A 23,668-nucleotide genomic window follows, 5' to 3' on the forward strand; every position below is an offset into this window, starting at 1 on the left:
CTCCTCTCAGTATTATTCTATAGCAAACAGCTTCAAAAAGCCCAGCTCGTTCTTTTCCAGCCGGACCTTCGCCAGCCCGAGGAATCCTCCCCCGGGTCCAAAGACGCAGAAGCGCTGACCCTCAGTCACCGCTATCTTGGGCATCTTCAGCCGCCCCATATCCAGCCCGCCGCCGTTACAGAACCTCGCCGCCTGGGCGGGACTCACCTGCACCGTGGGATAGTCCCCAAACAGGGTCTCGACTGGGCGCAGGACTGCCGAAAGTCTGCCCTCCGCCGACAGGGCCCGCAGGTCCTCCAACGTAACGGCAGCTCTTACGGTAAAGCCGCAGGCCTTTGTCCTGCGCAGGGCGGTCATAACGCCGAGGGTCCCCGCCGCCCTTGCAATGTCCTCTATAAGCGCCCGGATATAAGTACCCTTCGAGCAGGCCACGGCAAGGGTCCCGCGCTGCTCCTTTTCGTCAAAGCTTACAAGCTCCAGCCTCCCGATATGTACGGGCCTTGGCTCCCGCTCTATCTCTATGCCCTGCCGCGCCAGCTTATAGAGCCGCTGGCCGCCCACGGACACCGCCGAGTACATAGGGGGCGTCTGCATTATATCCCCCCGAAACCTCTCCAGAGCCCGCAGGAGTTCTCCTTCTGACGCTCGGGCGTGGCTTGTCTCTATAATTTTGCCGGTCACGTCCCCGGTATCAAACCGCTCACCCAGCCGGAACCCGGCCATATACTCCTTGTCCGTGTCCGGCAGCAGGTCAGCGGCCTTTGCCGCCCGCCCTATAAGCAAAGGAAGCACCCCGGTGGCCATAGGGTCCAGGGTGCCGGTGTGGCCTATCTTCTTCTCACGGGCAAGCCCCCGCATGACGGCCACCGCGTCAAAGGAGGTGAAGCCCGCGGGCTTGTCCAGTATGATAACTCCGTTCATGAGGATAACTCCGTTCTGTGGGGTTTAAATACTTCCTATCTCTTTTAAGTATTCTTCACAGACCTCCATCATTTTGAGCCGGGCCTCGGCCATATCCATCCCCTCCAGGGGACAGCCCGCCGCCCCCACATGGCCGCCGCCCCCAAAGCGCTGGGCAATGGCCGCCGCGTTTGCGGGCGGTGTGGCGCGCAGGGAGGCCTTTATGCTGCCGTCCTCCTTCTCCTTCAGGCTGACAAACAGCAGCACGCCCTCTATCTCGGCGGCGGCACGGCCGACGCTGCCGTCCATATCCCCCTCGTCCGCGCCGGTGCTCTCGATAATGGAGCGGGGTATCTGTATCATTGAGCACTTGCCTTCGCAGAATACCTCCAGAGTGTTCAGCTCCATAACCTCCGCCCGGACCGCAGCCAGGTTCTTGTTCTCAAAAATGTTCTTGTTGATGTCCCCCGCCGGGGCCCCAAGTTCAAGCAGCTCTGCGGCAAGGCGCAGGGTTCGCGGGGTCACATTTCTATAGCGGAAGCAGCCCGTGTCGGTAACAATGCCGGTATACAGGCACCCAAGAGTCTGTATGTCGGGCTTTGCCCCCAATTCCTTCAGCAGCAGCCACACCATCTCTGCGGTGGCCGCGCTCTCCGGGTCCACCCAGCGGACGTCCACAAAGGGCCGGTGTATACTGTGGTGGTCTATGGCAAGCTCTATCCCGTCCCCGAATTTCTCCCAGGCGTCCCCCAGGAGCTTGCTGTCCGCCACGTCCACCGTAAGAATATGGGCGGGAGCGAAATCCTCCCCGGAAAGCCCCTGTTCAAGGTAAGCAAACTTCCTGGGCAGAGGGCTCGCGCAGTACCAGCCCGCTCTCTTTCCCATAGAGCGCAGCCCCCGTACCAGTCCGAACATTGAGCCCAGCGCGTCCCCGTCCGGGTTCTCGTGGCATATCACCAGTATATCGTCCCAGCCCTTTATAAGCGCTGCGATCTCCTTACAGTCCGGCATCTTCCTCCTCCTTTGGCGCCTCGGGTATATCCAGATCGTTTATTATCCTCGAGATACTTGCCCCGTACTCTATAGAGTCCGTGGGCTTGAAGATCAGCTGGGGCACATGCCTAAGCTTCAGTCTATGGCCCAGCTCCCGGCGCACATACCCTGCCGCCGACTTTAAGCCCTCCGCCGCCTGCTTTGAGCGCTCAAGGCCCTCCACCGTGCTGATATAGGCCGTGCAGTACGACAGGTCGTTTGTGACCTCCACCCGCACTACACTCAATAGACAGCCGGTAACCCTAGGGTCCTTCAGCTCACGGAGTATGGCCGAGAGCTCCCGGCTGACGTCCTCGGTTATGCGGGCCAGCTTATTCCCTGGCATGGTCCTCGCTCCTTTCTCTTAGTCCCTGTATTCCTCCATCTCATAGGCCTCCAGCACATCCCCCTGCTTGATATCCGCAAACCTCTCCAGGGTGATGCCGCAGTCGTACCCGTCGGCTACCTCTTTAACGTCGTCCTTAAACCGGCGCAAAGAGGCCACCTTGTCGTCTGCGACTATTATGCCGTCGCGCACCACCCGCACCTGGGCGTTGCGGGTTATCTTGCCGCCGGTGACGTGGCCGCCGATGACTAGCCCTACGTTGGAAATCTTATAGGTCTCCCGGCACTCGGCGCGGCCCAGGGCCACCTCACGGTACTTGGGAGCCAGCATACCCTTCATGGCGCTCTCTATCTCCTCGATGCAGTCGTAGATGATCCTGTAGAGCCGCATATCCACGCCGTCCCGCTTGGCGCTCTCCTCGGCCACCGGGTCCGGCCGCACATTGAAGCCCACGATGATGGCATTGGAGGCGTTTGCCAGCATAACGTCGCTCTCGCTGACAGCGCCCACGGCCCCATGGATTATATGCACCCGCACCTCGTCGTTAGAGAGCTTCTCTAAGGACTGGCGCACGGCCTCCACCGAGCCCTGTACGTCGGCCTTGACGATTATCTTCAGTTCCTTCATCTCGCCCTCTCTCATCTGCTCAAAGAGGTTGTCTAGGGTCACCTTGGTCTGGGCGCGGAAGACCTCCTCCTTCTGGTCGTTCAGGCGCTGCTCCACCAGCTCCCTGGCCAGCCGCTCGTCGGACACCGCGTCGAAGGTGTCGCCGCCCACGGGCACGTCCCCAAGGCCGGTTATCTCCACGGGCACCGAGGGGCCAGCTTCGGTGACCCTTCTGCCCTTGTCGTCCATCATGGAGCGGACCCGGCCCACAGTGGCCCCCGCAACGATAGTATCCCCCGCCTTCAGCGTTCCATTCTGCACCAGCACCGTGGCGATGGGGCCCATGCCCTTGTCCAGCCGCGCCTCTATAACAGTACCCTTGGCGGCCCGGTCCGGGTTGGCCTTCAGCTCCATCATGTCGGCCGTTAATATTATCATCTCCAAGAGGTCGTTTATGCCCTGCTTCGTATGGGCGGACACCGGGAGGCAGGGGGTGTCTCCGCCCCACTCCTCGGGCACCAGCTCATACTCCGTAAGCTGCTCCTTGACCCTGTCCGGGTTGGCCCCGTCCTTATCCATCTTGTTTATGGCCACAAGGATGCTGACCCCGGCGGCCTTGGCGTGGTTTATGGCCTCAACGGTCTGGGGCATAATGCCGTCGTCAGCGGCAACTACCAGCACGGCGATATCCGTCACTTGGGCGCCCCTTGCCCGCATGGTGGTAAAGGCCGCGTGGCCGGGGGTGTCAAGGAAGGTCACGTCCCTGTCGCCCACCTTCACCCTATAGGCGCCGATATGCTGGGTTATGCCGCCGGCCTCGCCCTCGGTCACATTGGAGTGGCGGATAACGTCCAGTATGGAGGTCTTTCCGTGGTCCACGTGGCCCATAACCACCACCACCGGGGCCCGGGCCACCAGGTTGGCCTCGTCGTCCTCGCTGTCGTCTATAATGCGTTCCTCGATGGTGACCACCACCTCTTTTTCCACCTTGGCATGGAACTCGTCGGCAATTAGCACGGCGGTGTCAAAGTCGATGGTGTCGTTGATGGCGGCGAATACCCCAAGGCCCATCAGCTTCTTTATCACCTCCGGCGCGGCCACCTTCAGCCGCAGGGCGAATTCGCCCACGGTTATCTCCTCGGGCACCTCGATGGTGATGTGCTTGGCCTTGCGCTCCATGGCTATGCGGCGCAGGCGCTCGGCCTCGGTCTCCCGCTTGCCGCGCCTCTGCTGGCCCCTTCTCTGCTGATTCCTGTTGGTGAACTTCTGCTTCGTAACGGCGTTATCCTGCCTGGCGCTGACCTTCTGGTCTGCAAGCCGGTCGTATTTCTCGTTGTACTTGTCGATATTCACGTTGCTGGAGCGGGTGTCCACCACCCTGCGCGTGGGGGCCTTCGGCTCCCGCACCGGCTGCTGGGGCTTCTGCTCCTCCTGGGGCCTCTTCGCCGCAGGAGCGGGCTGGGCCTTAGGGGTCTCCTTACCCTTCTGCCTGGGCTTTGCCTGCTGGGGCTGCCTTTTGCCCCCCTCTTTAGCGGGCGCGGGCTTTTGCCCCTCAGGCTTCTTCGCCGGGGCTTCGGTCTCCAGCTTCGGTTCCGGCGCGGGCTCGGGCTTTTTGTCCCGCTGGGCAAAATACTCCTCCAGGCTCTCCAGGTTCCTCTCCTGGGTAAAGGTCTCAAAGACTATATCCAGCTCCGGCTCCTCCAGGGCCGTCATATACTTCTTCGGCTCCGGGAAGTATTTCGCAAGAGTGTCAATGACCTCCTTGTTGGTAAGGCCCAGGTCCTTTGCCACCTCGCGTACTCTGTACTTTATCATCATAGGCTTATTCCTCCTTCTCTCCGGGGTCCCTGTCCCCGCGTTCCTTCAAGATCGCCTTCGCAAAGCCCGGGTCCTCCACCGAGGCCACCCCGGCCCTGATGCCGCAGGCTCTGCCGAGCTCCGCCATATCTGCGGAAAGCCTTACTGCACGTATGCCCGCCCTGTCCGCTTCATAGCGGAGGTTTTTATAGGTCTTTTCGGACACGTCCGCCGCCGCTACCAGCAGCGCGGCCTTTTTTGCCCTTGCCGACTCCCTGCACATATCAAAGCCCCACTGGAGCTTTCCCGCCTTGCGGCACAGCCCCAAAAGCGACAGCTCCTTATCCATCCTTCGCCATCTCCCCCTCCAGCCGCTGGTACACCTCATCGGGTATTTTGCAGGAGAAGGCCCTCTCCAACCGCCGGGCCCTCCTGGCCTTCATAAGGCACTCCGGGTTCCGGCAGATATATGCCCCCCGTCCGGGCTTTTTCCCGGTGGCGTCCAGCTCGATGGTGGGGGGCAGCGGGCTGCCGTTTTCGTCCGGCTTCTCCGGGGCCTTTACTATGCGCACAAGCTCGCGCTTGGGCTTCATCTCGTTGCATCCCGTACACATACGCATGGGGATCTTCCTTTGGTGCATGGGGCTCACTTCCTTATTTTTACTCTTCCCCGAAGAAACCGCTCTCGGGCTTGATGTCTATCTTCCACCCGGTCAGCTTCGCCGCCAGCCGCGCGTTCTGCCCCTTATTGCCGATGGCCAGGGACAGCTGGCTGTCCGGCACCGTGACCTTGCAGGCCCGTACCTCGCCCTCCGAGAGCTCCACCGACAGCACGTTTGCCGGGGACAGCGCCGCCGCCACAAATTTCTCCGGCTCCTCGCTGTACTCCACTATATCTATCTTCTCGCCGCCCAGCTCCTCCACTATCTCATTGACCCGGGCGCCTCGGGTGCCTATGCACGCGCCCACTGCGTCCACGTCCGGGTTATGACTCAGCACCGCCAGCTTTGTGCGGGACCCGGCCTCTCTGGCCACGGCCTTTATCTCCACCGTGCCGTCGTATATCTCGGGCACCTCGGTCTCAAACATACGCTTCACAAGCTCCGGCCTTGTGCGGGAAATAATGGCCTTTGGGCCCTTGAGCCCCTCCAGAACGTCGACTACATAGACCTTTATGTAGTCCCCCTCCTGGACGCTCTCCCCGCCTATCTGTTCGGCCTTTGGCAGCACGGCCTCCGCCTTCCCAATGCGCAGGGTCAAAGCCCCGGTCTTCGGGTCCACCCGCTCGATAAGGGCGCTGACCAGCTCCTGGTGCTTGCTCTGGAACTCCTGCATCATCTGGCCCCGCTCGCTGTCCCGGATGCCCTGGCGGATGATATTCCGGGCCGTCTGGGCGGCCACCCGGCCGAACTGCTTGGTGTCAAGCTTTATGCCCACCGTGCCGCCCGCCTCCGCCATGGGCGATATCTCCCGGGCTTCCTCCAGCAGCAGCTCCTTATCCGGGTCATCCACCTCCTCCACCACGGTCTTTTGCAGATAGACCTCGAACCGGCCCGTGACCGGATCCACTTCCATCTCCACGTCCTCGTTGTTATAGGTGTTTTTGCAGGCGGTGCCTATGGCCTTCTTTATCTTATCCAGCATGAAGTCCATGGGGATACCCTTTTCCTTTTCCAGCAGTCCCAGCGCCAGGAACAGCTCCTCGTTGCCCTGGGGCTCGGCGGCTTTCTTCTTGCGTACCATTTTGTGAGATCACTCCTTACAGTTTCTTCCTTGCTAAGCTATATTGCCATACCTCGTCCCATACCGTCAGAGGTCGATATCGTCCAGGGCGCAGACCCAGGCCAGTTCCTTCTTCTCCAGTGTGACGCCGGTCTCCTCGTCCAGCTGCAGCTCCAGCTTTCCGTCCTCATAGCCGATGAGCAGGCCCTCCAGCTCCCTTGTGCCCTCCTCAAGGGGCCGTATAAGCCGGACCCTCACGGGTTCGTCCATATAGGCCTCAAAGTGCTCCGGCCGGGTCAGCTTCCGATTGAGCCCAGGGGAGGACACCTCCAGCACATACTCCTGGGGCACAGGGTCCTCCCGGTCCAGCACCGGGTCAAGGGCGTGGCTCATGGCAACGCAGTCGTCAATGCCCACGCCGCCCTCCTTGTCGATATATATGCGCAACACCCACTCTGAGCCCTCCTTCTGGTACTGCACGTCCCAGACCGCCAGCCCCAGCTCCTCTGCCAGCGGCTCACAGAGCGCGTATACCCGCGCCGCTACTCCTCCTTTAGTGCTCATATCCGACCGCCTTTCCGATATAACAAACGAAAGAGCGGGTCGCCCCACTCTCTCAGTCTACCTTATCTAATTTAATATTATAGCACCCGTTTCCGGGAAAATCAAGGTTTTTTTCAAAGTTTGCCCAAGTATTTTACGACTCCAGCTGGCGGGACAGGAACATGGCCGCCGCCTTGACGCTTTCCATGGCCTCCGAGCCTACCTTCGGCGGGCTTTTCTCCCCTTTGATAAGCATCACCGCGCCCATAGGGTCGCCGGTGGACACCACCGGGAACACCGCCAGCGCCGCCGCCGTATACCCCTGTGCCGCGAGGACAGTGCTCTCGCCGTTTGTGACAAAGCTGCGCCGCCCCTGAACCAGCTCGTCCATTTGCGGCGACACCGGCTTGTGGAGCAGCTCCTTCTTCACAGGTCCCGCCACGGCTATCACCTGCTCTGTGTCGCATATGGCCGCGCCGAGGCCCGTAAGGTTCACCAGGGCCTCGGCATAGGACTGGGCCAGCTGGGACATCTCCCCCACAGGGGAATACTTCTTGAGGATCACCTCGCCGGAAACGTCGGTAAATATCTCCATGGGCATCCCCTCGCGGATTTTAAGTGTGCGGCGTATTTCTTTGGGGATGACCACCCGCCCCAGGTCATCGATGCGTCTAACAATTCCCGTTGCTTTCATAAGCTTTTATTCCTTTCATATAAACGTTGTCGGTTCATGGGTTCAGGGCATAACAGCAGTCGGCCCCCCAAAGCTTGTCTCCCCTTCTAAACAAGATAGATACTGGAGGGCTGTTTATTGGCTGAACCTGCTCTTCTAGTATTTACACGCTTTTCCCTTTTATCCCGCCCGAGCCAAACCGCGTTTAAACTATATTGCGCGGCTTGGAAAACTTTACCCCTTTGGGCCCGTTTGCCTTACAGGGCCGTGTAGCGAACACCCTGCTTTTGATATCGGGCTGGCACAATATGGCGTTTTTTAATTACGTTTTCAGCCAGGCTTAATATATGCCCTACAAAAACTGAAAAATGCCAGTGCAATTTTCAGCGCCATATGGTATAATAAACTTACAAAATTCTTAGGAGAGGTGAATCTCATGCCAGAAAAAACAACCGCCGGCGCCGGCGGGCAGAACTACATCCCCTATGCGGAGCGCAGCGGCCCGGAGTCCGTTGTCTACTTTACCCGGGACCTGTCCCCGGAGGGGCTCAAGAAGGTATATGAGCGGGTGAAAGCCGGTATCACCGGCAAAACGGCTATCAAGCTGCACACCGGCGAACCCCACGGCCCCAACATCATCCCCGCCGCTTGGGTGAAGGAGTTCATGCGGACCGAGCTGCCCGAGGGCACCATCATCGAGACCAATACCTTTTACGACGGCGACCGCTACACCACCGAGCAGCACCGGGAAACCTTGAAGGTCAACGGCTGGGCGGACTTTACCACCGTGGATATCACCGACGAACACGGCACCGTCATGCTGCCGGTAAAGGGCGGCAAGTGGTTTTCGGAGATGAGCGTGGGCAAGTCCCTGCCGGAGTATGACTCCCTGGTGGTGCTGACCCACTTCAAGGGCCACACCATGGGCGGCTTCGGCGGCTCCAACAAGAATATCGGCATCGGCTGCGCGGACGGGCGCGTCGGCAAGGGTATGATCCACGCCAAGGACGGCAACGACTGGGGCGTGGACAAGGAGGAGCTGATGGAGAAGATTACCGAGTCCACCAAGGCTGTCATCGACTATTTCGGTGAACACGTCACCTATGTGAATGTACTGCGGAATATGTCCGTTTCCTGCGACTGCGAGGGCGTGGACGCCCAGCCGGTGGTCACCCCAAACGTGGGCATTCTGGCCTCGGTGGACCTCCTGGCTGCAGACCAGGCGTCTGTGGATATGATCCACGCCATGAAGGAGGAGGACCGGCACGCCCTGGTGGAGCGCATGGAGAGCCGTCACGGCTACCGGCAGCTCAGCTATATGAAGGAGCTGGGTATGGGCAACGACCGTTATACCCTCATCGACATAGACAACGGTGACAAGGTCATCACCCCCGCTGTCGCGGTGGAGGGCGTTGTGCCGTTTGTGGGGTAATCGGGAAATAAAAACAGAGCGCCGCCTGACCTAACCGGGCAGCGTTCTTCGAGCAGAAGGCGGCGTTCATCAGCCGGAAGCGGTTCCCGGACTTCGCCAATTACCGCCGGGGCGGCGGTGACAAAGGATGTATCGGATAACCCCCTGGTGGGTGGAGTTCCGGCGAGGGTGATAAGGGAAATTGAGAAGGAGGTGGAATAAGCAAAAGAGAAGGACGTTCCCAAAGGAGCGCCTTCTCTTTTACTTACGCCAATTCACTTTCCAATTTTTTCAGGGTATTGATGATAGTACAGTAACCCCGTCACCGATGTCAGCCCCTTCGCCACCGAAAAACACAGGAACAGCGCTGCCACCGTGTGGAACCAAGAGAACACGGTACACACCCACACCACCCTTAGTACACAGATAAGGGAGCTAACCATGGATCAATAATATAGAAAACAGCGCAAAAAGGGCAAGTGTTAAAATGCATACCTTTTGTAGTCCAAAAGGCCCCGGCATCTCAGTCTTGAGACACCTGGGCCTTTTAAGTCTATTCGCTACTGCACCACCAGCACCAGCGCCGTCACGTCGTCCTCGTGGCCGTCGCTGCGGCGCTTGCGGGCTTCGTCCGTTATATTCTGGGCCAGCATATTGGGGTTCTCCTCCTCGTCCCAGGCTACCACCAGGTCCACCAGCCATTCGCTGCCCGCGGCCACCACACCGTCGGAGACCATTACCACTATGTCCCCCACATTGACCTCCCTTTCGGCCGTGGCAAACTCCACCCCGGGCATTATCCCCACCGGCACGCTGGAGGCCTCTATAAGCTCGCTGCGCCTGCCCCGGCGCAGCACGGTGCAGGCCGCCCCGGCCTTTAAAAACTCCGCCTTGCCTGAAAACAGGTCGATACAGGCCACGTCCATGGTGGCCAGGGACTCGTCCCCGGACTTGGCTATCAGCGCGGAGTTTACCGTCTGGAGCATACTGTCAAAGCCGATGCCCGCCTTCAGAAGGCTCTCCGCCATGGCCGAGGTCATGGCCCCGTCCACGGCGGCCCGACCCCCGGTGCCCATGCCGTCGCTGAGCACCGCTATAAGCCGCCCGCAGCCGTCAAAGAACACGTTGGTGCTGTCCCCGCAGAAGGCCCCGCCCCCGGCGCAGTATTGGGAGAAGCCCCGGCCTATCTGCAGCTGTGGCCGCTGGCACATCTGTATGCGGCAGCGGTCCTCCGCGCTGCTGACGCAGGGGGGCGCGAAGGCCCGGCCGCAGGCCTCTGATACCTCCCTGGTGAAGGAGGCCCTATTGAGCCGCTTCTGCCGTTCCCGGCTTATCTCGGCCTCCACGGTCATGCGCCCGTACTTGTCCACCCGGCAGCAGACCTCCAGAGGTGTGACTCCGCTCTCCCGAAGGATACCGGCCACCCGTCCCGCAGACTCCTCGTCAAAGCGCTGGTACATGGAGAACTCCCCGGCCATCTCCTCTAAAATTCCCGCCGTGGTGCGGAAGTGGCCCTCCACCACCTCCCGCACCTGGGCGGCACGGAGCTCGGCGGCCTCCTTCATGAGATAGCGGCCGTAGTTCTTGTTTATCTCGTCTCGCATCTCCCCGGCCCGGCAGCAGCGCCCGGCGAATTCCTTGGTAAAATCGCAGGTCTCAAGGCGCTCCTTCTCCTTTAAGGGCTTATACAGCTGGGCAAAATTGTCCAGGGTCTCGTCCTTATACTTGCGCCAGCATACCCCGCTCATGCCGCAGCCGGCGCAGATGGTCTCGGTGGACTTGTTATATACCCCCTGAAGGTTCGGCGCGCAGATCACACTGAGCTTTTTGGATATCTCGTCCACAGAGTCGGACACACTGAGAAGCGCCTGGGCCGCGTATCGAAGACGCATGACAATGTTTCCCCTAAGAGCCCCGCCGGAAAGGGAATCGGCTCTCATCCCGAACAGCTCGCCTATGCGGCGGCTCTTGGGTATGAGCATATAGGCCACCGTGGCCACGGCGACCTCTATGGACCCGGTGAATATCTGGGAGCCCCCGGAGCCCACCTGTAGGGAGGCCACCCCGTGGGAGATGATGAACGCCACCGCCGCCGCCACGGCGCCCATGGGCGCGAACACCCCGGCCATCAGCCCTCCAAGGCCGTATGCCCCCGAGAGGTACGAGAGCCCGGCGGTGGCCAGCCCCTGTATTGCACCGGCGGCCACCCCGGCCACCGCCCCGCCGGAGATGCCCCCCGCCCGGGCGCAGCACAGCACCAGCAGCACCATCAGTATGCGTCCAACAGACACGCCCATTATGTTCACGTCCGAAAAGGCCAGCAGCAGTATCCCTGCGCTCACGGATACCGCGGCCATGTCTCCCGCGTCAAAGACCGCGGCCCTGGCCCAGGACCGCTCCTGCCCGTCGGCGCCAAGGCCGGTGAGAAGGTTGACGCTTCTTCTCAGGAAATAGGCGCTGCCGGCCCCCAGGAAGGACTCGGCTACATACAGCGCCGCCGTATAACTTATGGAGCCGTTCAAAAACACCATGGTCATCCCGGTGAGCAGCAGAGGCAGGAAGGCCGCCGCCGGGGCGAACAGTGGATGCGTATTTATGGATTTCAACTCTGAAAGGGCCCAGCGTATGGCTGTCACGGCCACAAGAGCCGCCGCGTATCTTGCGGGCACATACACCGGCGAGGGTATCAAATACCCGAGGAAGGCCCCTATAGCCCCGGCCCAAAGCCCGCCCCTGGGCGCGGCCGCCACCACAGCCACACCGAAAGGCGCGTATTTCCCGAACATCAGCCCCCGGGAGCACACCATCCCGGCCAAAAAGCTCCCCATGGCCGTCAGCGCCCGCCGGGCGTTTTCCGTGTGCAGCTGTTCCAGGAGGGCGTCGATCCACTCTCTTACCTTTACACGTTCCATCATTTTGCACCTCATTTATTTTATGTATAGTGATTATGTATACCCAGCCATATTGGCCGCATTGATATAATACTGCTTTTTAGGGGAAATATCTGTCGCAACCACAATCGGGGTTTCTGGTATTTTTATAAATATTATGTCAAGGGCCGTTGCCCTGTGTCCGCCGCCGTTGACTTTTCACGGATATTAGAATATAATTAAGGAAACAGAAAAAGCGAGGTCAAAAACCATGGAATATCAATTCTCCGACAGGGTAAAAGCCCTGAAGCCCTCGGCCATCCGGGAGATACTCAAAAACTCCTCGGCCCCGGGCATAATCCCCCTGTCCGCCGGCAACCCGGCCCCGGACGCGTTCCCCTATGAGGATATCCGCAGCATCTCCCAAGAGCTTCTTGAGAACACGCCCATAGAGGCCTTACAGTACAGCGTGACAGAGGGGTATATCCCCCTCAGACAGCATCTTATGGAGTATATGGGCAGAAAGCACCGCGTCGGTACGGACAGCGACGATATACTCATAACCAGCGGCGCCCAGCAGGTGATGGACCTTCTGACAAAGACCCTTCTAAACGAGGGCGACGCAGTTCTCTGCGAGGCCCCTAGCTTTATCGGGTCGCTGAACACCTTTCGCTCCTACAGGGCAAAGTTAGTCGGCATACCCATGGAGCCCGACGGCCTCAGCATAGAGGGCCTTGAGAGGGCTCTTGAGACAGAGAAGAATATAAAATACCTCTATACCATACCAAACTTCCAGAATCCCTCCGGCATCACCATGAGCTATGAGAAGCGCAAAAGGGTCTATGAGCTCTGCCGGGACCATAACGTGCTGATACTGGAGGATAACCCCTACGGCGACCTGCGCTTTAAAGGAGAGGACATACCCAGCATCAAATCCCTGGACGAGGCGGGAATAGTCATGTACGCGGGTTCCTTCTCAAAGGTGGTCTCCCCGGGTATGCGCGTGGGCTACGCCATAGGCCCGAAGCCCGTGATACAGAAGATGGTGGTCTGCAAGCAGGGGGAGGACGTGCACAGCAATATCTGGGCACAGATTGTCTGCCACCGCTTTATGACGGAAACGGACTATGAGGCCCACCTTGACCGCCTGCGGGGTATATACCGCCGCAAGTCCTCGGTGCTTATAAAGGCCCTGGAGGAGCACTTTGCCCCGCTTATCACCTGGAGCCCCTTCGAGGGCGGCCTGTTCGCCTGGTGCACACTGCCGGAAAATATAGATATGCTGGACTTTGTAAGGCGCGCAGCAGAGCGCAAGGTCTGCGTTGTGCCGGGCACGGCTTTTCTTACCGACGAGAGCGAGAGCTGCCAGAGCTTCCGCATCAACTTCTCCACCCCCACGGATGAGCAACTGAGCGAAGGAGTAAAGATATTGGGAGAAACCGCCCGGGAAATGGCAAGGTAAAGCACAGAAAATTTATTGAGTTGGGAGACATATCAATGGAAAATCAAGAGAAAAAGCGTATATTAAGTATGTACCAGTGCACGGGCACCTTTACCCTGGGCAACTATCTTGGGGCCCTTAGAAACCACATCAAGCTCCAGGACGAGGGCTACCAGTGCGTATATGCCCTTGCGGACCTGCACGCCCTGACGGTCCGGCAGGTGCCAGCGGAGCTCAGAAGGTACACCAAGGAGGCCTACGCCTGGCTTCTGGCCATGGGTCTGGACACGGAGAAGACCGTCTTTTTCATCCAGAGCCAGGTGCCCCAGCACAGCCAGCTCGCATGGCTTTTAAACTGCTACACCCAGTTCGGGGAGCTCTCCAGGATGACCCAGTTCAAGGATAAGTCCGCCAAGCACGCCGACAATATCAACGCCGGACTTTTCACTTACCCCTGCCTGATGGCGGCGGATATACTGCTGTATCAGGCGGATTTCGTCCCGGTGGGGGCCGACCAGAAGCAGCACGTGGAGATAGCAAGGGATATCGCCGAGCGCTTCAACGGCATATACGGCGACACCTTCACCGTGCCCGAGCCCCTGATACCAAAGCATGGCGCCAGGGTCATGTCCCTGCAGAACCCCTTGAGCAAGATGTCAAAGTCCGACGAGAACCAAAACGGCAACATCTCCGTACTGGACGACCCGGACACCATCCTGCGCAAGTTCAAGCGGGCCAAGACCGACAGCGGCTCTGAAGTGCGCTTTGCCGAGGGTAAGGAGGGGGTCAACAACCTTATGAACATCTACGCCGCCGTCACAGGCAAGACCATGGAGGAGATAGAGCGGGAGTTCGAGGGCAAGGGCTACGGCGACTTCAAGCCCGCCGTGGCGGAGGCCGTCATCTCTGAGCTCCGCCCGATACAGGAGCGCTATCACGAGCTCCTCGCCGACAAGGAATTTTTGGAGAAGACCTATCGGGAGCAGGCCCCAAGGGCCGCGGCCCTTGCCCAGCGGACCCTCAGTAAGGTCATGCGCAAGGTGGGGCTGGTGAGCTGATATGCCCGGGCGCAGGCTGGAGCTAACAGAAGAGCCCGGGTTCCAGCTAATATGCGGGGACCAGGGGGACGGCGTATACTCCATACGCCTGAGCCGTCCCGGCCACCCGGACTGGCGCATGGCGGCGGGGGATTTTCTCAGCTTCCATGAAGCTATGGGTATCCCCTTTGAACTGGCCCTGGACCGGCGTGACAGGGAGGATATGCTGGAACATTATACCGGGTTCAGCAACGGTGAACCCACGCATAGCTATAACGACCCATACCTTCGTGCCAAGGAGCCCCGGGTGCTTGTGCACAGCACGACTACAGAAAGCTGGGACTCTATCCGCGAGGAGGGAGAGCTTCTGAGCTGGAACACCCTTAAAGCCCGGGGAGCCCTCCGGGAACAGGAGCCCATAGGGGCGGCCCTGGGGGACCCGGAGGATTTCAGAGACTATATCATGTTCGGCGGCGGAGTTACCGGCGAGCTTATTGTCAGCTCAAAGCAGAAGGGGCACCTTTGCACGGACCCTCATATAGACTATCTCGCCGGGGCAAGGCTCTATTTTGACGCGGCCCTCATGGCCCGGGACGGCCTGCTGCTCCGGGACGGCTGCCATATGAAGGTTCGGGACAGACTCCCTTTGGAGCCGTACCTCATATGGGCCGCGGACTGGAAAGCGGCGGGGCTGGGTTCCCCCGGCTCGCAGCCGGAAACCTTTGCCAATCTTGCCGACGGGGAGTTCTCCCGCCGGTTCAAAGAATACACCTTGGTAAATTAAGGAGAGGACCGTATGGAATCTTTAAAAGAGCTCTACAGGATAGGCCGGGGCCCCTCCAGCTCCCACACCATGGGGCCCAGCTTCGCCGCCCAGCGCTTTCGGGCGGCATACCCCGGGGCGGACAGCTTCCAGGTAACCCTGTTCGGTTCCCTGGCGAAAACCGGCCGGGGACATCTTACGGACGTGGCGGTGAAGGAGGCTTTGGAGCCCCTGCCGTCCCAGATAATCTTCGACACGGAGACCGCCGGTCTTCCGCACCCCAACACCATGACCCTTGAGGCTTTTCAGAGGGGCGAGCGCCTGGGGCTCTGGCGGGTCATGAGCGTGGGCGGGGGGAAGATAGCCCTCGAGGGCCGGCCCGACGCCGACCCGCCCAAGGTGTACCCCCTGAGTAAATTCACGGACATAAAAAATTACTGCCGGGAGAAGGACATCTACCTCTGGCAGTATGTGGAGCAGTGCGAGGGCCCGGAGATATGGGATTATCTCGGGGACGTCTGGGAGACGATGAAGGAGGCCGTCTATCGGGGTATACGCCGGGACGGCGAGCTCTCCGGGGGGCTGGGGGTACAGCGCAAGGCCATGTACCTTAACCGCCAGCGCCATATGGACGAGAGCAAGGAGACCAGGGAGAACCGCAAGGTCTGCGCCTTTGCCTTTGCCGTCAGCGAGGAGAACGCCGGGGGCGGCGTTATAGTCACCGCCCCCACCTGCGGGGCCTGCGGGGTGCTGCCCGCGGTTATGCTCTATAAGCAGGAGCAGCAGGGCTTCTCCGACCGGGACATGCTCAAGGGCCTGGCTGTGGCCGGGCTTATAGGCAACGTGATAAAGACCAACGCCTCCATCTCCGGCGCGGAGTGCGGCTGCCAGGCGGAGATAGGCAGCGCCTGCTCCATGGCGGCGGCGGGGCTGGCGGAGATATACCATATGGACATGGACCAGATAGAGTACGCCGCCGAGGTGGCAATGGAGCACCACTTAGGGCTGACCTGCGACCCCATAGGGGGCCTTGTGCAGATACCCTGTATCGAGCGCAACGCCGTGGCGGGGATGCGGGCCATAAACGCTTTGAGCCTTGCGAACTTTTTAACCTATACCAGGAAGATAAGCTTTGACATGGTGGTGAAGACCATGTACGAGACCGGCCGGGACCTGTTCAGCAAGTATCGGGAGACCAGCGAGGGCGGGCTGGCGAAGGTCTATACCGAATAAAAAATGTCACGGCGGGCTTACCTTTTGTCTGCTGTGACAGTCTAATATACAGGATAAGGGGGTGATGGATACATGGACCGGCTGGTGCGAAAGGCCCAATCGGGGGACAAGGCGGCGTTTGTCCGCCTTATTGAGGAGAACCAGCTCTCCATGTACCGCGCTGCCAAGGCCATACTCCACCAGGAGGCCGACGTGGAGGACGCCGTGCAGGAGGCCATCTGCCGGGCCTTTGACAAGCTCTGCACCCTGAGAAAGGTAAAGTTCTTCAAGACCTGGCTTACGCGCATAGTTATAAACTGCTGCTACGATATACTCCGACAGCAGAAGGGGCTCTATCCCCTGGACGTGCTCCCCGAGGAGCCAAGGGAGGAGGACATGGACACCCCCCTGGACGTTCAGCAGGCGCTGAAGGCCCTCAGTGAGAACGACCGGCTGATACTTACCCTGTTCTACTTAAACGACCTGCCGGTGAAGGAGATAGCAAGGCTTTTGTCCATCACGGAGGGCGCGGCGAAAATGCGGCTGTCAAGCGGGCGCAAGCGCTTTAGGGAGATAATCAGCGCCAGAGAGGAGGCGGGTTCACAGTGGCAGAGATGAAGCATATGAAAAAGCCTGAGCCAAAGCTGCCCAGGCGCAGGCCGCCCGAGCGCGAGCCTAAAGAGCCCAAGCCCCGCGTCCCCATGGGCAGGGACAGGGCCTTTAGGGCCGCACTTGCCGAGGAATACGGCGTGGCGGAGGTGCCCCGCCGTCTGCAGCGGCGCACCCAAAAGACCCTTGACAGCCTGCCCGATACGCTGCCCGTACTGCGCCGCCCGGTGCTCAGGGCCGTCCGCAGCATGGCCACCGCCGCGGCGGTGCTGGCCGTGACCTTTGCGGCCCTTCTGGGGCTTAACACCACCCACCCGCAGCTTACCGAGGCCTTGCCGGGCCTTGGGTCGGTATTCGCCGCCATGAACGGCAGCCCCACCCCCTGCCCCCTGCCCACCGCCGAACCTACGCCCCAGCCGGAGTTCCAGCCGGTGACTGTACTGAGCCGCGGCGACTTTGACGGGCTCCTTGTGGTGGAGGACGCCTGGAGCGACGGCAAGTCCCTGCTGCTTGACCTATCGCTCTCTCCCGGGGAGGATTTCTACGCGATATGCAAAAATATGGGCCGGGTGGGGGACGTGCCCTTATGGCCCGCCACCGTAGGGCTCAATGAGTACGGCGAGGAATACCTGGACAATACCTGCTCCGTAAAAATCCACTCAGGCGAAGACTCCCACGGGGTGGAGGGGGACGCGTTATCAGCCTTTATGCCCGACGGCGAGGACGGGCTCCGCGCCCGCTGGCTCCTGGACCTTGAGGACCTGCAGGCGGGGGAGGAACTGAAGGTGGATATCAGCATACCTGACCTTACCGCAAACATGGGCGAATATGACACCAGCGGCATATACAGCTGGAGCCCGGGCTTTGAGGCCACCATTACCCTGCCGGTGACAAAAGACAAAAACCGGGCGTTCAGCCTACAGGCCTCCGACGGCCCGGTGACTCTGAAATCGGTGGACTACAGTCCGAGCAGGGTGGTGGTGGACGTAAGCCTGCCATATCTGGGGCTTGCGGAGGATATATTGCCTGGGAATGGCGAATTTGATGGCTTGCCCCTGGGTTTCTACGCCCGTCTTACCTGCCAGGGCCCCGATGGAGAGAAATTTATCTACAGTAATGCTTCGCTCGAGAACAAGAGCGACACCGACCCGGAGCTTTCCGGCCAGGCGGATATGCGCTATACCTTCACGGTCGCGGACGATAAGGCGGACCCCAGGGAGCTGAAGAGCCTGCTGGTGCTGACCCTTTATGAGTTCCCCCCGGAATACGGGGTCGTCCCTGGGTACGGCAGCCGGGTAACCGCCGAGTTTACTATTGACCTAAATACCGGCAGGGCCTATGCCAGCGAGAACTATCTTGAGGAGGGCTGTGAAAAGGGCGACGCGTCAAAAACCACTTCGGAGCGGCTCCTGGAGTCAGGCTATGACGATCTGCTGCTTCTGCCCTCTGAAAACTCCCTCGATAACATCAACGTCGGAGCCGACCCTCTTGCCCACTTTGTAATAAGCGCCCCGTCGGAAAAAAGCGGAAGGGAACTCACGGTAAACTGCTATCTGGAGGACACCGTGTACCGCTCGTTCACTTTCGTTTTGGGTGGAGACTATAAGGACGGCTATGATTCGTCCTATACCGGCTACCGTTATTTTGCTGGCCGTGAGTACCTGGATACCGCCGTGACCATAGCCTATCCCGCCTATGTGGCCGAGACCATGGGCTATGTGCCCTTCGACCGCCTTGAGCTTGTGGACACAATAACTCAAAAGGTAATAATCCCGGACCTCAGCATCGCACTGATCGAAACCGAGGAAAAGCTCCTGGGCAAAAAATATAAAGAGGTCTCCGACAACGCCAGCGTCTCCGGGTCCGAGTCTGTGCTATAGGGCGATCCTTTCACTTCCCGTCTTCTCAAAAAGCCTTCGTATCTCGTCCCTTAAAAGCTTATAATCGCAACCCTCCAGTGCGCCCGAGCGGTATATCCGCCGGGCGCACTTCTGTGCCTCCCGCAAAAGCTCCATGTCCATGGATATGCCGGCTATCTTCAGCTGGGGCAGGCCGTGCTGACGCTGGCCGAAGAAGTCCCCGGGGCCCCGCAGCTTCAGGTCCGCGTCGGCTATGGTGAAGCCGTCGTTGGTGCTTTTAAAGACCTTCAGACGCTCCACGCTTTCAGGGTTCTTCGCCGCGCTTATGAGTATGCAGGCCGACTGGTACTTCCCCCGGCCGATGCGCCCCCTTAGCTGGTGCAGCTGGGACAGGCCGTAGCGCTCGGCGTTCTCTATGAGCATTATGGCGGCGTTGGGCACATCCATGCCCACCTCCACCACAGTTGTGGCTACCAAGAGCTTTGTGTCCCCCCGGGCGAAGTCCGCCATGGCCTGCTCCTTCTCCTGGGGCTTCATCTTGCCGTGCAGCGCCGCCACCGCCACCCCCGGAAAGGCCGCCCGGACCCTTGGAAGGTACTCCTCAAGGCTCATCATGCCGCTCTCGTCCCCCTCTATCAGCGGGCAGATAAGATAGCCCTGCCGCCCCTCCTTCAAAAACTCCCGCACGTACCCGAAGGCCCGCTCCCGTTTATCCGGGGTGATAAGGTATGTGGCTATTTCCTGCCGGCCCGGAGGCAGCTCGTCCAGCACGGACACGTCCAGGTCGCCGTAGGCCATCAGGGCCAGGGTCCTGGGTATTGGCGTGGCGCTCATGACCAGCATATGGGGGGAGGCCCCCTTCTGGGCCAGGGCCATGCGCTGCTTTACTCCGAAGCGGTGCTGCTCGTCGGTTATCACAAGGCCCAGCTTATGAAACTCCACCTTCTCGCTGATAAGGGCGTGGGTGCCTATCACAAGCTCTATGTCCCCGGAGCTTATCCCCTCCCGGACCTGCCGCTGCCGGGCCCCTGCCCCGCCGGTGAGTAAGCCGCAGCGTATGCCGGCGGGCTCCAAAAGTCCCGAAAGGGACTTATAGTGCTGGGAGGCCAGTATCTCCGTGGGGGCCATCAGGGCCGCCTGCCGCCCCGATTTTATCACCGGCCAGCATAAAGCCGCCGCCACGGCGGTCTTGCCGGAACCCACGTCCCCCTGGACCAGCCGGTTCATGGTGGCGGGCCCGGACATATCCTTTATGCCCTCCGCGATGGCCCGCTGCTGGGCCCCGGTGAGCTTAAAGGGCAGGAGCCTTGTGAAGTCCTCGGGAAAGTCCCCCGGGAGGGGGTGGAGATTCTCCTGTCGGTTCCCGCTCTTTATCTCCATAAGCCCCAGCTGCAAAACCAGGAATTCCTCAAATACCAGTCTGCGCCTTGCTATCTCCAGGTCCTCCTTTGTCCTTGGGAAGTGTATGTTCTCAAGGGCATAGCCCAGGTAGCAGAGCTTATACCGCTCTCTTATCTCCGGGGGAAGGGGGTCCTCCAGTGTGTCCGGCAGCAATGCCAGGGCGCTCTTTACCGCCTGGGCAACGCTCCGGGTGGCAAGCCCCTGGGTAGCCGGGTATATGGGCACTATCTCCGCGCTCCTGTCCTCTGGGGAGAACTCCGGCGACACCATAGCGGGGGTGCGCCCGGTATAGCTTACCCTGCCCCTGAAAAGATATGTCTCCCCCTCCTTCAGCAGGCCGGGGATATACCTGTTGTTGAAGAAGGTCAGCCTCATGTCCGCCTCGCCGTCGGTGACAGTGCAGCGGTGCATAAGTTTTCCCCCCCGTATGCGCTGCTCCGTGGGCGGGGCCACGACCTCTCCCCGCACCACGCAGACCTCGTCTGTCCCCGCATCGGAGATCGGCGTTACCCCCGACCAGTCCTGATAGTCCCTGGGGTACAGCCGCAGCAGGTCCCCCACCGTGGGCGCGCCCAGTTTTCCAAAGAGCTCCGCGCGCTTTTTCCCCACGCCCTTGAGTTTCTGTATATCCATATCAAAAAGCGGCTGCACAAGACTTCTCCCCCAAACCGTGAAGCGGGAGAGGGCAAGAGCCTGTTTTAAAACAGACTCTCTGTCCCTCCCCCGCAAAATTTTCCGTATCTGTTGGTCACTCCACCGAGATGATAAAGTAATACACCGGCTGGCCGCCGTTCACCAAAGTTATCTCCACGTCCGAGTGCACCTTCGCGGCCAGCTGCTTTTTTGCCTCCCTTGCCTGCTCCTCGGTAATGCTCTCGCCGTAGATAAGGGTGATAAACGAGGTCTGTTTGCCCGTAAGGGATCTTGCCACCCGCACACAGGTGGACACCGGGTCCTTCTCTATATAATCCAGCTTGCCGTTTTTAAGGCCCAGTATATCGCCCTTCCTGATGGCCTCGCTGCCGAACTCGGAGTCCCTGGCGGCAAAGGTCACAAGGCCGGTGTCCACCTTCCCCGCGGCCTCCATCATAGCGGTCCTGTTCTCCTCCGCCCCCGCGTCCGGGTCAAAGGCCAGCATGGCGGAAAGCCCCTGGGGGAGGGTCTTGGTGGGCAGGACTATTACCTCCCGGTCCTCCGCAAGGGGTATGGTCTGCTCTGCGGCCAGAAGTATATTCTTGTTATTAGGCAGCACAAAGACCTTTTTGGCCGGAGTGGCCAGCACAGCGCTTAAAATGTCCTCGGTGCTGGGGTTCATGGTCTGTCCGCCGCTTACCACCACAGTACAGCCCAGCTCCAAAAACAGGCTCTTGAGCCCCTCGCCGGCGGCTACTGAGATGAAGCCCAGCTCCTCCGTGGGTTCCTGCCGCTCCAGGGCGGGCGCGGGCTCCGGCTCCGCCGGGGTCTGTGACTCGCCGAGCTTTCTGTGCTGCTCGCGCATATTGTCTATTTTCACCGACAGCAGCTGGCCAAAGCTCAGGCCCTTCTGAAGGGCGTTGCCCGGCTCCTCGGTGTGCACGTGTACCTTGATAATCTCCTCGTCGTCGGCCACCAGCACGCAGTCGCCGATGCCCTCCAGATACCTGCGAAGGGACATGGGGTCCTTCTTCACCTCCGGGTCCCGGCCTATGACGAACTCCGTGCAGTAGGTGAAGTTTATCTCGCTGTCAAACTCTGCTGCGGCCGAGCGGAAGAACTCCTCGGTCTCGAGCTTTCTCTCCTCGGCAGTCTGCCCGGAGCTTATCACCCCGCCGCCCTGGAACACGCACAGCATACCCTCGAATATGAGGCAGAGCCCCTGGCCGCCGGCGTCCACCACCCCGGCGCGCTTTAATACCGGCAGCAGCTCCGGGGTCTCCTCCAGAGCCTCCGCCGCGCCGTTACAGACCGCCTCCCAGACGTTCACCGGCTCCGCGCCCTCGGTAAGGGCCTCCCGGCCCCTCTCGGCGGCGACCCTCGCCACGGTGAGTATGGTGCCCTCAGTGGGCCGGGTCACGGCCTTATAGGCCGCCTCCACGCCCAGGTCCAGGGCCCTCAGAATATCCTCGCAGCCTGCCGCTTCAATGTTCTCCAACCCTTTGGAGATGCCCCTGAACAGAAGGGAAAGTATAACGCCGGAGTTGCCCCTGGCTCCCCTCAGCATGGCCGCGGCGGCCTTTGCCGCCACCTCGCCGGCGGTGACCGTGTCGGACAGCTTTAAAAGCTCGTCGGCGGCCGCGCCTATAGTCATGGACATATTGGACCCGGTATCCCCGTCGGGCACGGGGAAAATGTTCAGGTCGTTCACCTGCCCCCGGTACTTGGCAATATTATTGGAGCCTGATATTATCGCGTCCCTTAACATAGCGCCTTCAATCATTTTGGCAACACATCCTTATAAGATATATACGCAACCCGCATATTGAGCTCCCGGGGGCGCAAAAAACCATTTTAGAGTATTGTAACACAGAAGTTTCAAAAATACAAGGGCGCAGGGAGATTATCTCCGGTTATTGAAAAAACATCCGGGCCGTTGTCCGTCAAAAGCATATATATCAGGGAAACGGTTCGGAATATGCCCCCCGTCTACGTCAGGCTCAACCGCTCCACCCCGGTGCACAGCCCCGTGGCCTCGTCGGCGGTGAATATCACACAGTCCATCCGGCACGGCCCCTTTGCCAGCTCAAAGCGGGCGGGCATCTTTGTCACGTATCGGTTGATGATTATCTCCGGCTTCACCCCCAGCACCGAGTCGATGACCCCGGTCATGCCGGCGTCGGAGATATAGCCCGTGCCCTTTGGCAGCACGCACTGGTCGGCGGTGGGCACATGGGTATGGGTACCGAAGAGAGCCGTGGCCCGGCCGTCGGCGTAAAAGCCCAGGGCTCGCTTCTCGCCGGTGGCCTCGGCGTGAAAGTCGATGACGCATATCTTCGGCATATCCGGGGACCGAAGAAGCTGGTCCAGCTTTTCAAAGGGGGACTCAAGGCTGTCCAGATACATGGTGCCCATAAGGTTTACCACGCCCACCTGCACCCTGCCAAGGTCCACTATGCAGAAGCCCCTTCCCGGGGCCGCCGCCGGATAGTTGGCCGGACGAAGCAGAGTCTCCCAGGAGTCGTACATGGAAAAGCTCTCCTTGCGGCGGAAACTATGGTTGCCGGTGGTGATAACGTCCGCGCCGCTGTCCAGCAGGTGTGCGGCGGAGCTATGGGTTATGCCGTTGCCGTCCGCGGAGTTCTCGCCGTTGACTATGCACAGGTCTATAGCCTTGAGCTTCTTTAGGGCAGGCAGCCGCTGCCTTAAAAATTCGCAGCCGATGCTGCCCACCACGTCGCCCACACAGAGTATATTTACCATACTATGTCCTCCGTTTCCCTCCAAATTAAGTATATGCCTGGGCCCGCCCA

At 60.1% G+C, this 23,668-nt stretch carries 21 protein-coding genes; 8 read left to right on the forward strand and 13 right to left on the reverse strand.

Translation table 11 applies throughout. From position 1 onward, the window contains the following. Positions 1-12 precede the first annotated feature (12 nt). From truB to ADH66_RS18655, 9 genes are all read right to left on the reverse strand, one after another. On the reverse strand, positions 13-921 hold the full coding sequence (gene truB, locus ADH66_RS18615) for a tRNA pseudouridine(55) synthase TruB (RefSeq protein ID WP_066537695.1): 909 nt from the start codon (positions 919-921) through the stop codon (positions 13-15). 24 nt (positions 922-945) lie between these two features. Next, positions 946-1,911 (reverse strand): DHH family phosphoesterase, encoded by a 966-nt coding sequence (locus ADH66_RS18620; RefSeq protein ID WP_066537694.1) that lies wholly within the window; start codon positions 1,909-1,911, stop codon positions 946-948. After that, positions 1,898-2,278 carry a 30S ribosome-binding factor RbfA gene (gene rbfA / locus ADH66_RS18625; RefSeq protein ID WP_066537693.1) on the reverse strand — a complete coding sequence of 127 codons (381 nt, stop codon included), beginning with the start codon at positions 2,276-2,278 and terminating at the stop codon, positions 1,898-1,900. Before rbfA ends, ADH66_RS18620 begins: the two co-directional genes overlap by 14 nt. A gap of 18 nt (positions 2,279-2,296) precedes the next feature. Further along, the gene (gene infB / locus ADH66_RS18630) at positions 2,297-4,702 is read right to left on the reverse strand and encodes a translation initiation factor IF-2 (protein ID WP_066537691.1); all 2,406 of its coding nucleotides are present in this window, start codon (positions 4,700-4,702) and stop codon (positions 2,297-2,299) included. Positions 4,703-4,706: 4 nt separating this feature from the next. Further along, the gene (locus ADH66_RS18635) at positions 4,707-5,030 is read right to left on the reverse strand and encodes a L7Ae/L30e/S12e/Gadd45 family ribosomal protein (protein ID WP_066537689.1); all 324 of its coding nucleotides are present in this window, start codon (positions 5,028-5,030) and stop codon (positions 4,707-4,709) included. Beyond that, positions 5,023-5,322, reverse strand: coding sequence for an RNase P modulator RnpM (rnpM, locus tag ADH66_RS18640; protein WP_066537686.1), 300 nt, complete (start codon positions 5,320-5,322; stop codon positions 5,023-5,025). Before rnpM ends, ADH66_RS18635 begins: the two co-directional genes overlap by 8 nt. Positions 5,323-5,341: 19 nt before the next feature. Then, on the reverse strand, positions 5,342-6,424 hold the full coding sequence (gene nusA, locus ADH66_RS18645) for a transcription termination factor NusA (RefSeq protein WP_066537684.1): 1,083 nt from the start codon (positions 6,422-6,424) through the stop codon (positions 5,342-5,344). 66 nt (positions 6,425-6,490) lie between these two features. Beyond that, positions 6,491-6,967 (reverse strand): ribosome maturation factor RimP, encoded by a 477-nt coding sequence (locus ADH66_RS18650; protein WP_066537681.1) that lies wholly within the window; start codon positions 6,965-6,967, stop codon positions 6,491-6,493. Between the two features lie 133 nt (positions 6,968-7,100). Beyond that, positions 7,101-7,640 (reverse strand): stage V sporulation T C-terminal domain-containing protein, encoded by a 540-nt coding sequence (locus tag ADH66_RS18655; RefSeq protein ID WP_066537679.1) that lies wholly within the window; start codon positions 7,638-7,640, stop codon positions 7,101-7,103. Positions 7,641-8,055: 415 nt separating this feature from the next. On the opposite strand from ADH66_RS18655, the gene ADH66_RS18660 reads away from it, so the two are divergent. Further along, positions 8,056-9,051: a DUF362 domain-containing protein gene (locus ADH66_RS18660; protein ID WP_066537676.1), complete on the forward strand. Its 996-nt coding sequence runs from the start codon at positions 8,056-8,058 to the stop codon at positions 9,049-9,051. A 68-nt stretch (positions 9,052-9,119) separates the two neighbouring features. Further along, positions 9,120-9,191 (forward strand): hypothetical protein, encoded by a 72-nt coding sequence (locus ADH66_RS22025; RefSeq protein WP_456236498.1) that lies wholly within the window; start codon positions 9,120-9,122, stop codon positions 9,189-9,191. Between the two features lie 399 nt (positions 9,192-9,590). On the opposite strand, the gene ADH66_RS18665 is transcribed toward ADH66_RS22025, so the two are convergent. Beyond that, on the reverse strand, positions 9,591-11,945 hold the full coding sequence (locus ADH66_RS18665; RefSeq protein ID WP_066537674.1) for a SpoIIE family protein phosphatase: 2,355 nt from the start codon (positions 11,943-11,945) through the stop codon (positions 9,591-9,593). A gap of 226 nt (positions 11,946-12,171) precedes the next feature. Between ADH66_RS18665 and ADH66_RS18670 the strand changes: the two genes are divergently transcribed. From ADH66_RS18670 to ADH66_RS18695, 6 genes are all read left to right on the forward strand, one after another. Next, a complete protein-coding gene (locus tag ADH66_RS18670; protein ID WP_066537671.1) occupies positions 12,172-13,362 on the forward strand; it encodes an aminotransferase-like domain-containing protein in 1,191 nt (396 codons plus the stop codon). Between the two features lie 35 nt (positions 13,363-13,397). Beyond that, entirely contained in the window at positions 13,398-14,399 is a 1,002-nt protein-coding gene (gene trpS, locus ADH66_RS18675) for a tryptophan--tRNA ligase (protein ID WP_066537669.1), read from the forward strand. 1 nt (position 14,400) lies between these two features. Beyond that, positions 14,401-15,162: a hypothetical protein gene (locus tag ADH66_RS18680; RefSeq protein WP_066537668.1), complete on the forward strand. Its 762-nt coding sequence runs from the start codon at positions 14,401-14,403 to the stop codon at positions 15,160-15,162. Positions 15,163-15,174: 12 nt separating this feature from the next. Continuing rightward, positions 15,175-16,374 carry an L-serine ammonia-lyase, iron-sulfur-dependent, subunit alpha gene (locus ADH66_RS18685; protein ID WP_066537666.1) on the forward strand — a complete coding sequence of 400 codons (1,200 nt, stop codon included), beginning with the start codon at positions 15,175-15,177 and terminating at the stop codon, positions 16,372-16,374. A gap of 72 nt (positions 16,375-16,446) precedes the next feature. After that, the gene (locus ADH66_RS18690; RefSeq protein ID WP_066537665.1) at positions 16,447-16,971 is read left to right on the forward strand and encodes a sigma-70 family RNA polymerase sigma factor; all 525 of its coding nucleotides are present in this window, start codon (positions 16,447-16,449) and stop codon (positions 16,969-16,971) included. Continuing rightward, complete coding sequence (locus ADH66_RS18695; RefSeq protein ID WP_066537663.1) at positions 16,959-18,842, forward strand: hypothetical protein; 1,884 nt, start codon at positions 16,959-16,961, stop codon at positions 18,840-18,842. Before ADH66_RS18690 ends, ADH66_RS18695 begins: the two co-directional genes overlap by 13 nt. On the opposite strand, the gene recG is transcribed toward ADH66_RS18695, so the two are convergent. From recG to ADH66_RS18710, 3 genes are all read right to left on the reverse strand, one after another. Further along, positions 18,837-20,873, reverse strand: a complete 2,037-nt coding sequence (gene recG, locus ADH66_RS18700; protein WP_088364481.1) for an ATP-dependent DNA helicase RecG — start codon at positions 20,871-20,873, stop codon at positions 18,837-18,839. The two genes, ADH66_RS18695 and recG, sit on opposite strands and share 6 nt — an antisense overlap. Before the next feature lie 97 nt (positions 20,874-20,970). Next, a complete protein-coding gene (locus ADH66_RS18705; RefSeq protein WP_066537662.1) occupies positions 20,971-22,638 on the reverse strand; it encodes a DAK2 domain-containing protein in 1,668 nt (555 codons plus the stop codon). Positions 22,639-22,844: 206 nt separating this feature from the next. After that, positions 22,845-23,618, reverse strand: coding sequence for a TIGR00282 family metallophosphoesterase (locus ADH66_RS18710; RefSeq protein WP_066537661.1), 774 nt, complete (start codon positions 23,616-23,618; stop codon positions 22,845-22,847). Positions 23,619-23,668: the final 50 nt, after the last annotated feature.

Source organism: Acutalibacter muris (assembly GCF_002201475.1).
Lineage (GTDB): Bacteria > Bacillota > Clostridia > Oscillospirales > Acutalibacteraceae > Acutalibacter > Acutalibacter muris.

Coding starts and splice junctions, on each gene's coding strand:
- ADH66_RS18635 (WP_066537689.1), bottom strand. CDS start 5,030: ATGGATAAGGAGCTGTCGCTTTTGGGGCTGTGCCGCAAGGCGGGAAAG.
- truB (WP_066537695.1), bottom strand. CDS start 921: ATGAACGGAGTTATCATACTGGACAAGCCCGCGGGCTTCACCTCCTTT.
- infB (WP_066537691.1), bottom strand. CDS start 4,702: ATGATGATAAAGTACAGAGTACGCGAGGTGGCAAAGGACCTGGGCCTT.
- ADH66_RS18665 (WP_066537674.1), bottom strand. CDS start 11,945: ATGATGGAACGTGTAAAGGTAAGAGAGTGGATCGACGCCCTCCTGGAA.
- ADH66_RS18655 (WP_066537679.1), bottom strand. CDS start 7,640: ATGAAAGCAACGGGAATTGTTAGACGCATCGATGACCTGGGGCGGGTG.
- ADH66_RS18650 (WP_066537681.1), bottom strand. CDS start 6,967: ATGAGCACTAAAGGAGGAGTAGCGGCGCGGGTATACGCGCTCTGTGAG.
- ADH66_RS18670 (WP_066537671.1), top strand. CDS start 12,172: ATGGAATATCAATTCTCCGACAGGGTAAAAGCCCTGAAGCCCTCGGCC.
- ADH66_RS18690 (WP_066537665.1), top strand. CDS start 16,447: ATGGACCGGCTGGTGCGAAAGGCCCAATCGGGGGACAAGGCGGCGTTT.
- rnpM (WP_066537686.1), bottom strand. CDS start 5,322: ATGCACCAAAGGAAGATCCCCATGCGTATGTGTACGGGATGCAACGAG.
- trpS (WP_066537669.1), top strand. CDS start 13,398: ATGGAAAATCAAGAGAAAAAGCGTATATTAAGTATGTACCAGTGCACG.
- ADH66_RS18680 (WP_066537668.1), top strand. CDS start 14,401: ATGCCCGGGCGCAGGCTGGAGCTAACAGAAGAGCCCGGGTTCCAGCTA.
- ADH66_RS18685 (WP_066537666.1), top strand. CDS start 15,175: ATGGAATCTTTAAAAGAGCTCTACAGGATAGGCCGGGGCCCCTCCAGC.
- ADH66_RS18660 (WP_066537676.1), top strand. CDS start 8,056: ATGCCAGAAAAAACAACCGCCGGCGCCGGCGGGCAGAACTACATCCCC.
- nusA (WP_066537684.1), bottom strand. CDS start 6,424: ATGGTACGCAAGAAGAAAGCCGCCGAGCCCCAGGGCAACGAGGAGCTG.
- ADH66_RS18705 (WP_066537662.1), bottom strand. CDS start 22,638: ATGATTGAAGGCGCTATGTTAAGGGACGCGATAATATCAGGCTCCAAT.
- ADH66_RS18620 (WP_066537694.1), bottom strand. CDS start 1,911: ATGCCGGACTGTAAGGAGATCGCAGCGCTTATAAAGGGCTGGGACGAT.
- rbfA (WP_066537693.1), bottom strand. CDS start 2,278: ATGCCAGGGAATAAGCTGGCCCGCATAACCGAGGACGTCAGCCGGGAG.
- ADH66_RS18710 (WP_066537661.1), bottom strand. CDS start 23,618: ATGGTAAATATACTCTGTGTGGGCGACGTGGTGGGCAGCATCGGCTGC.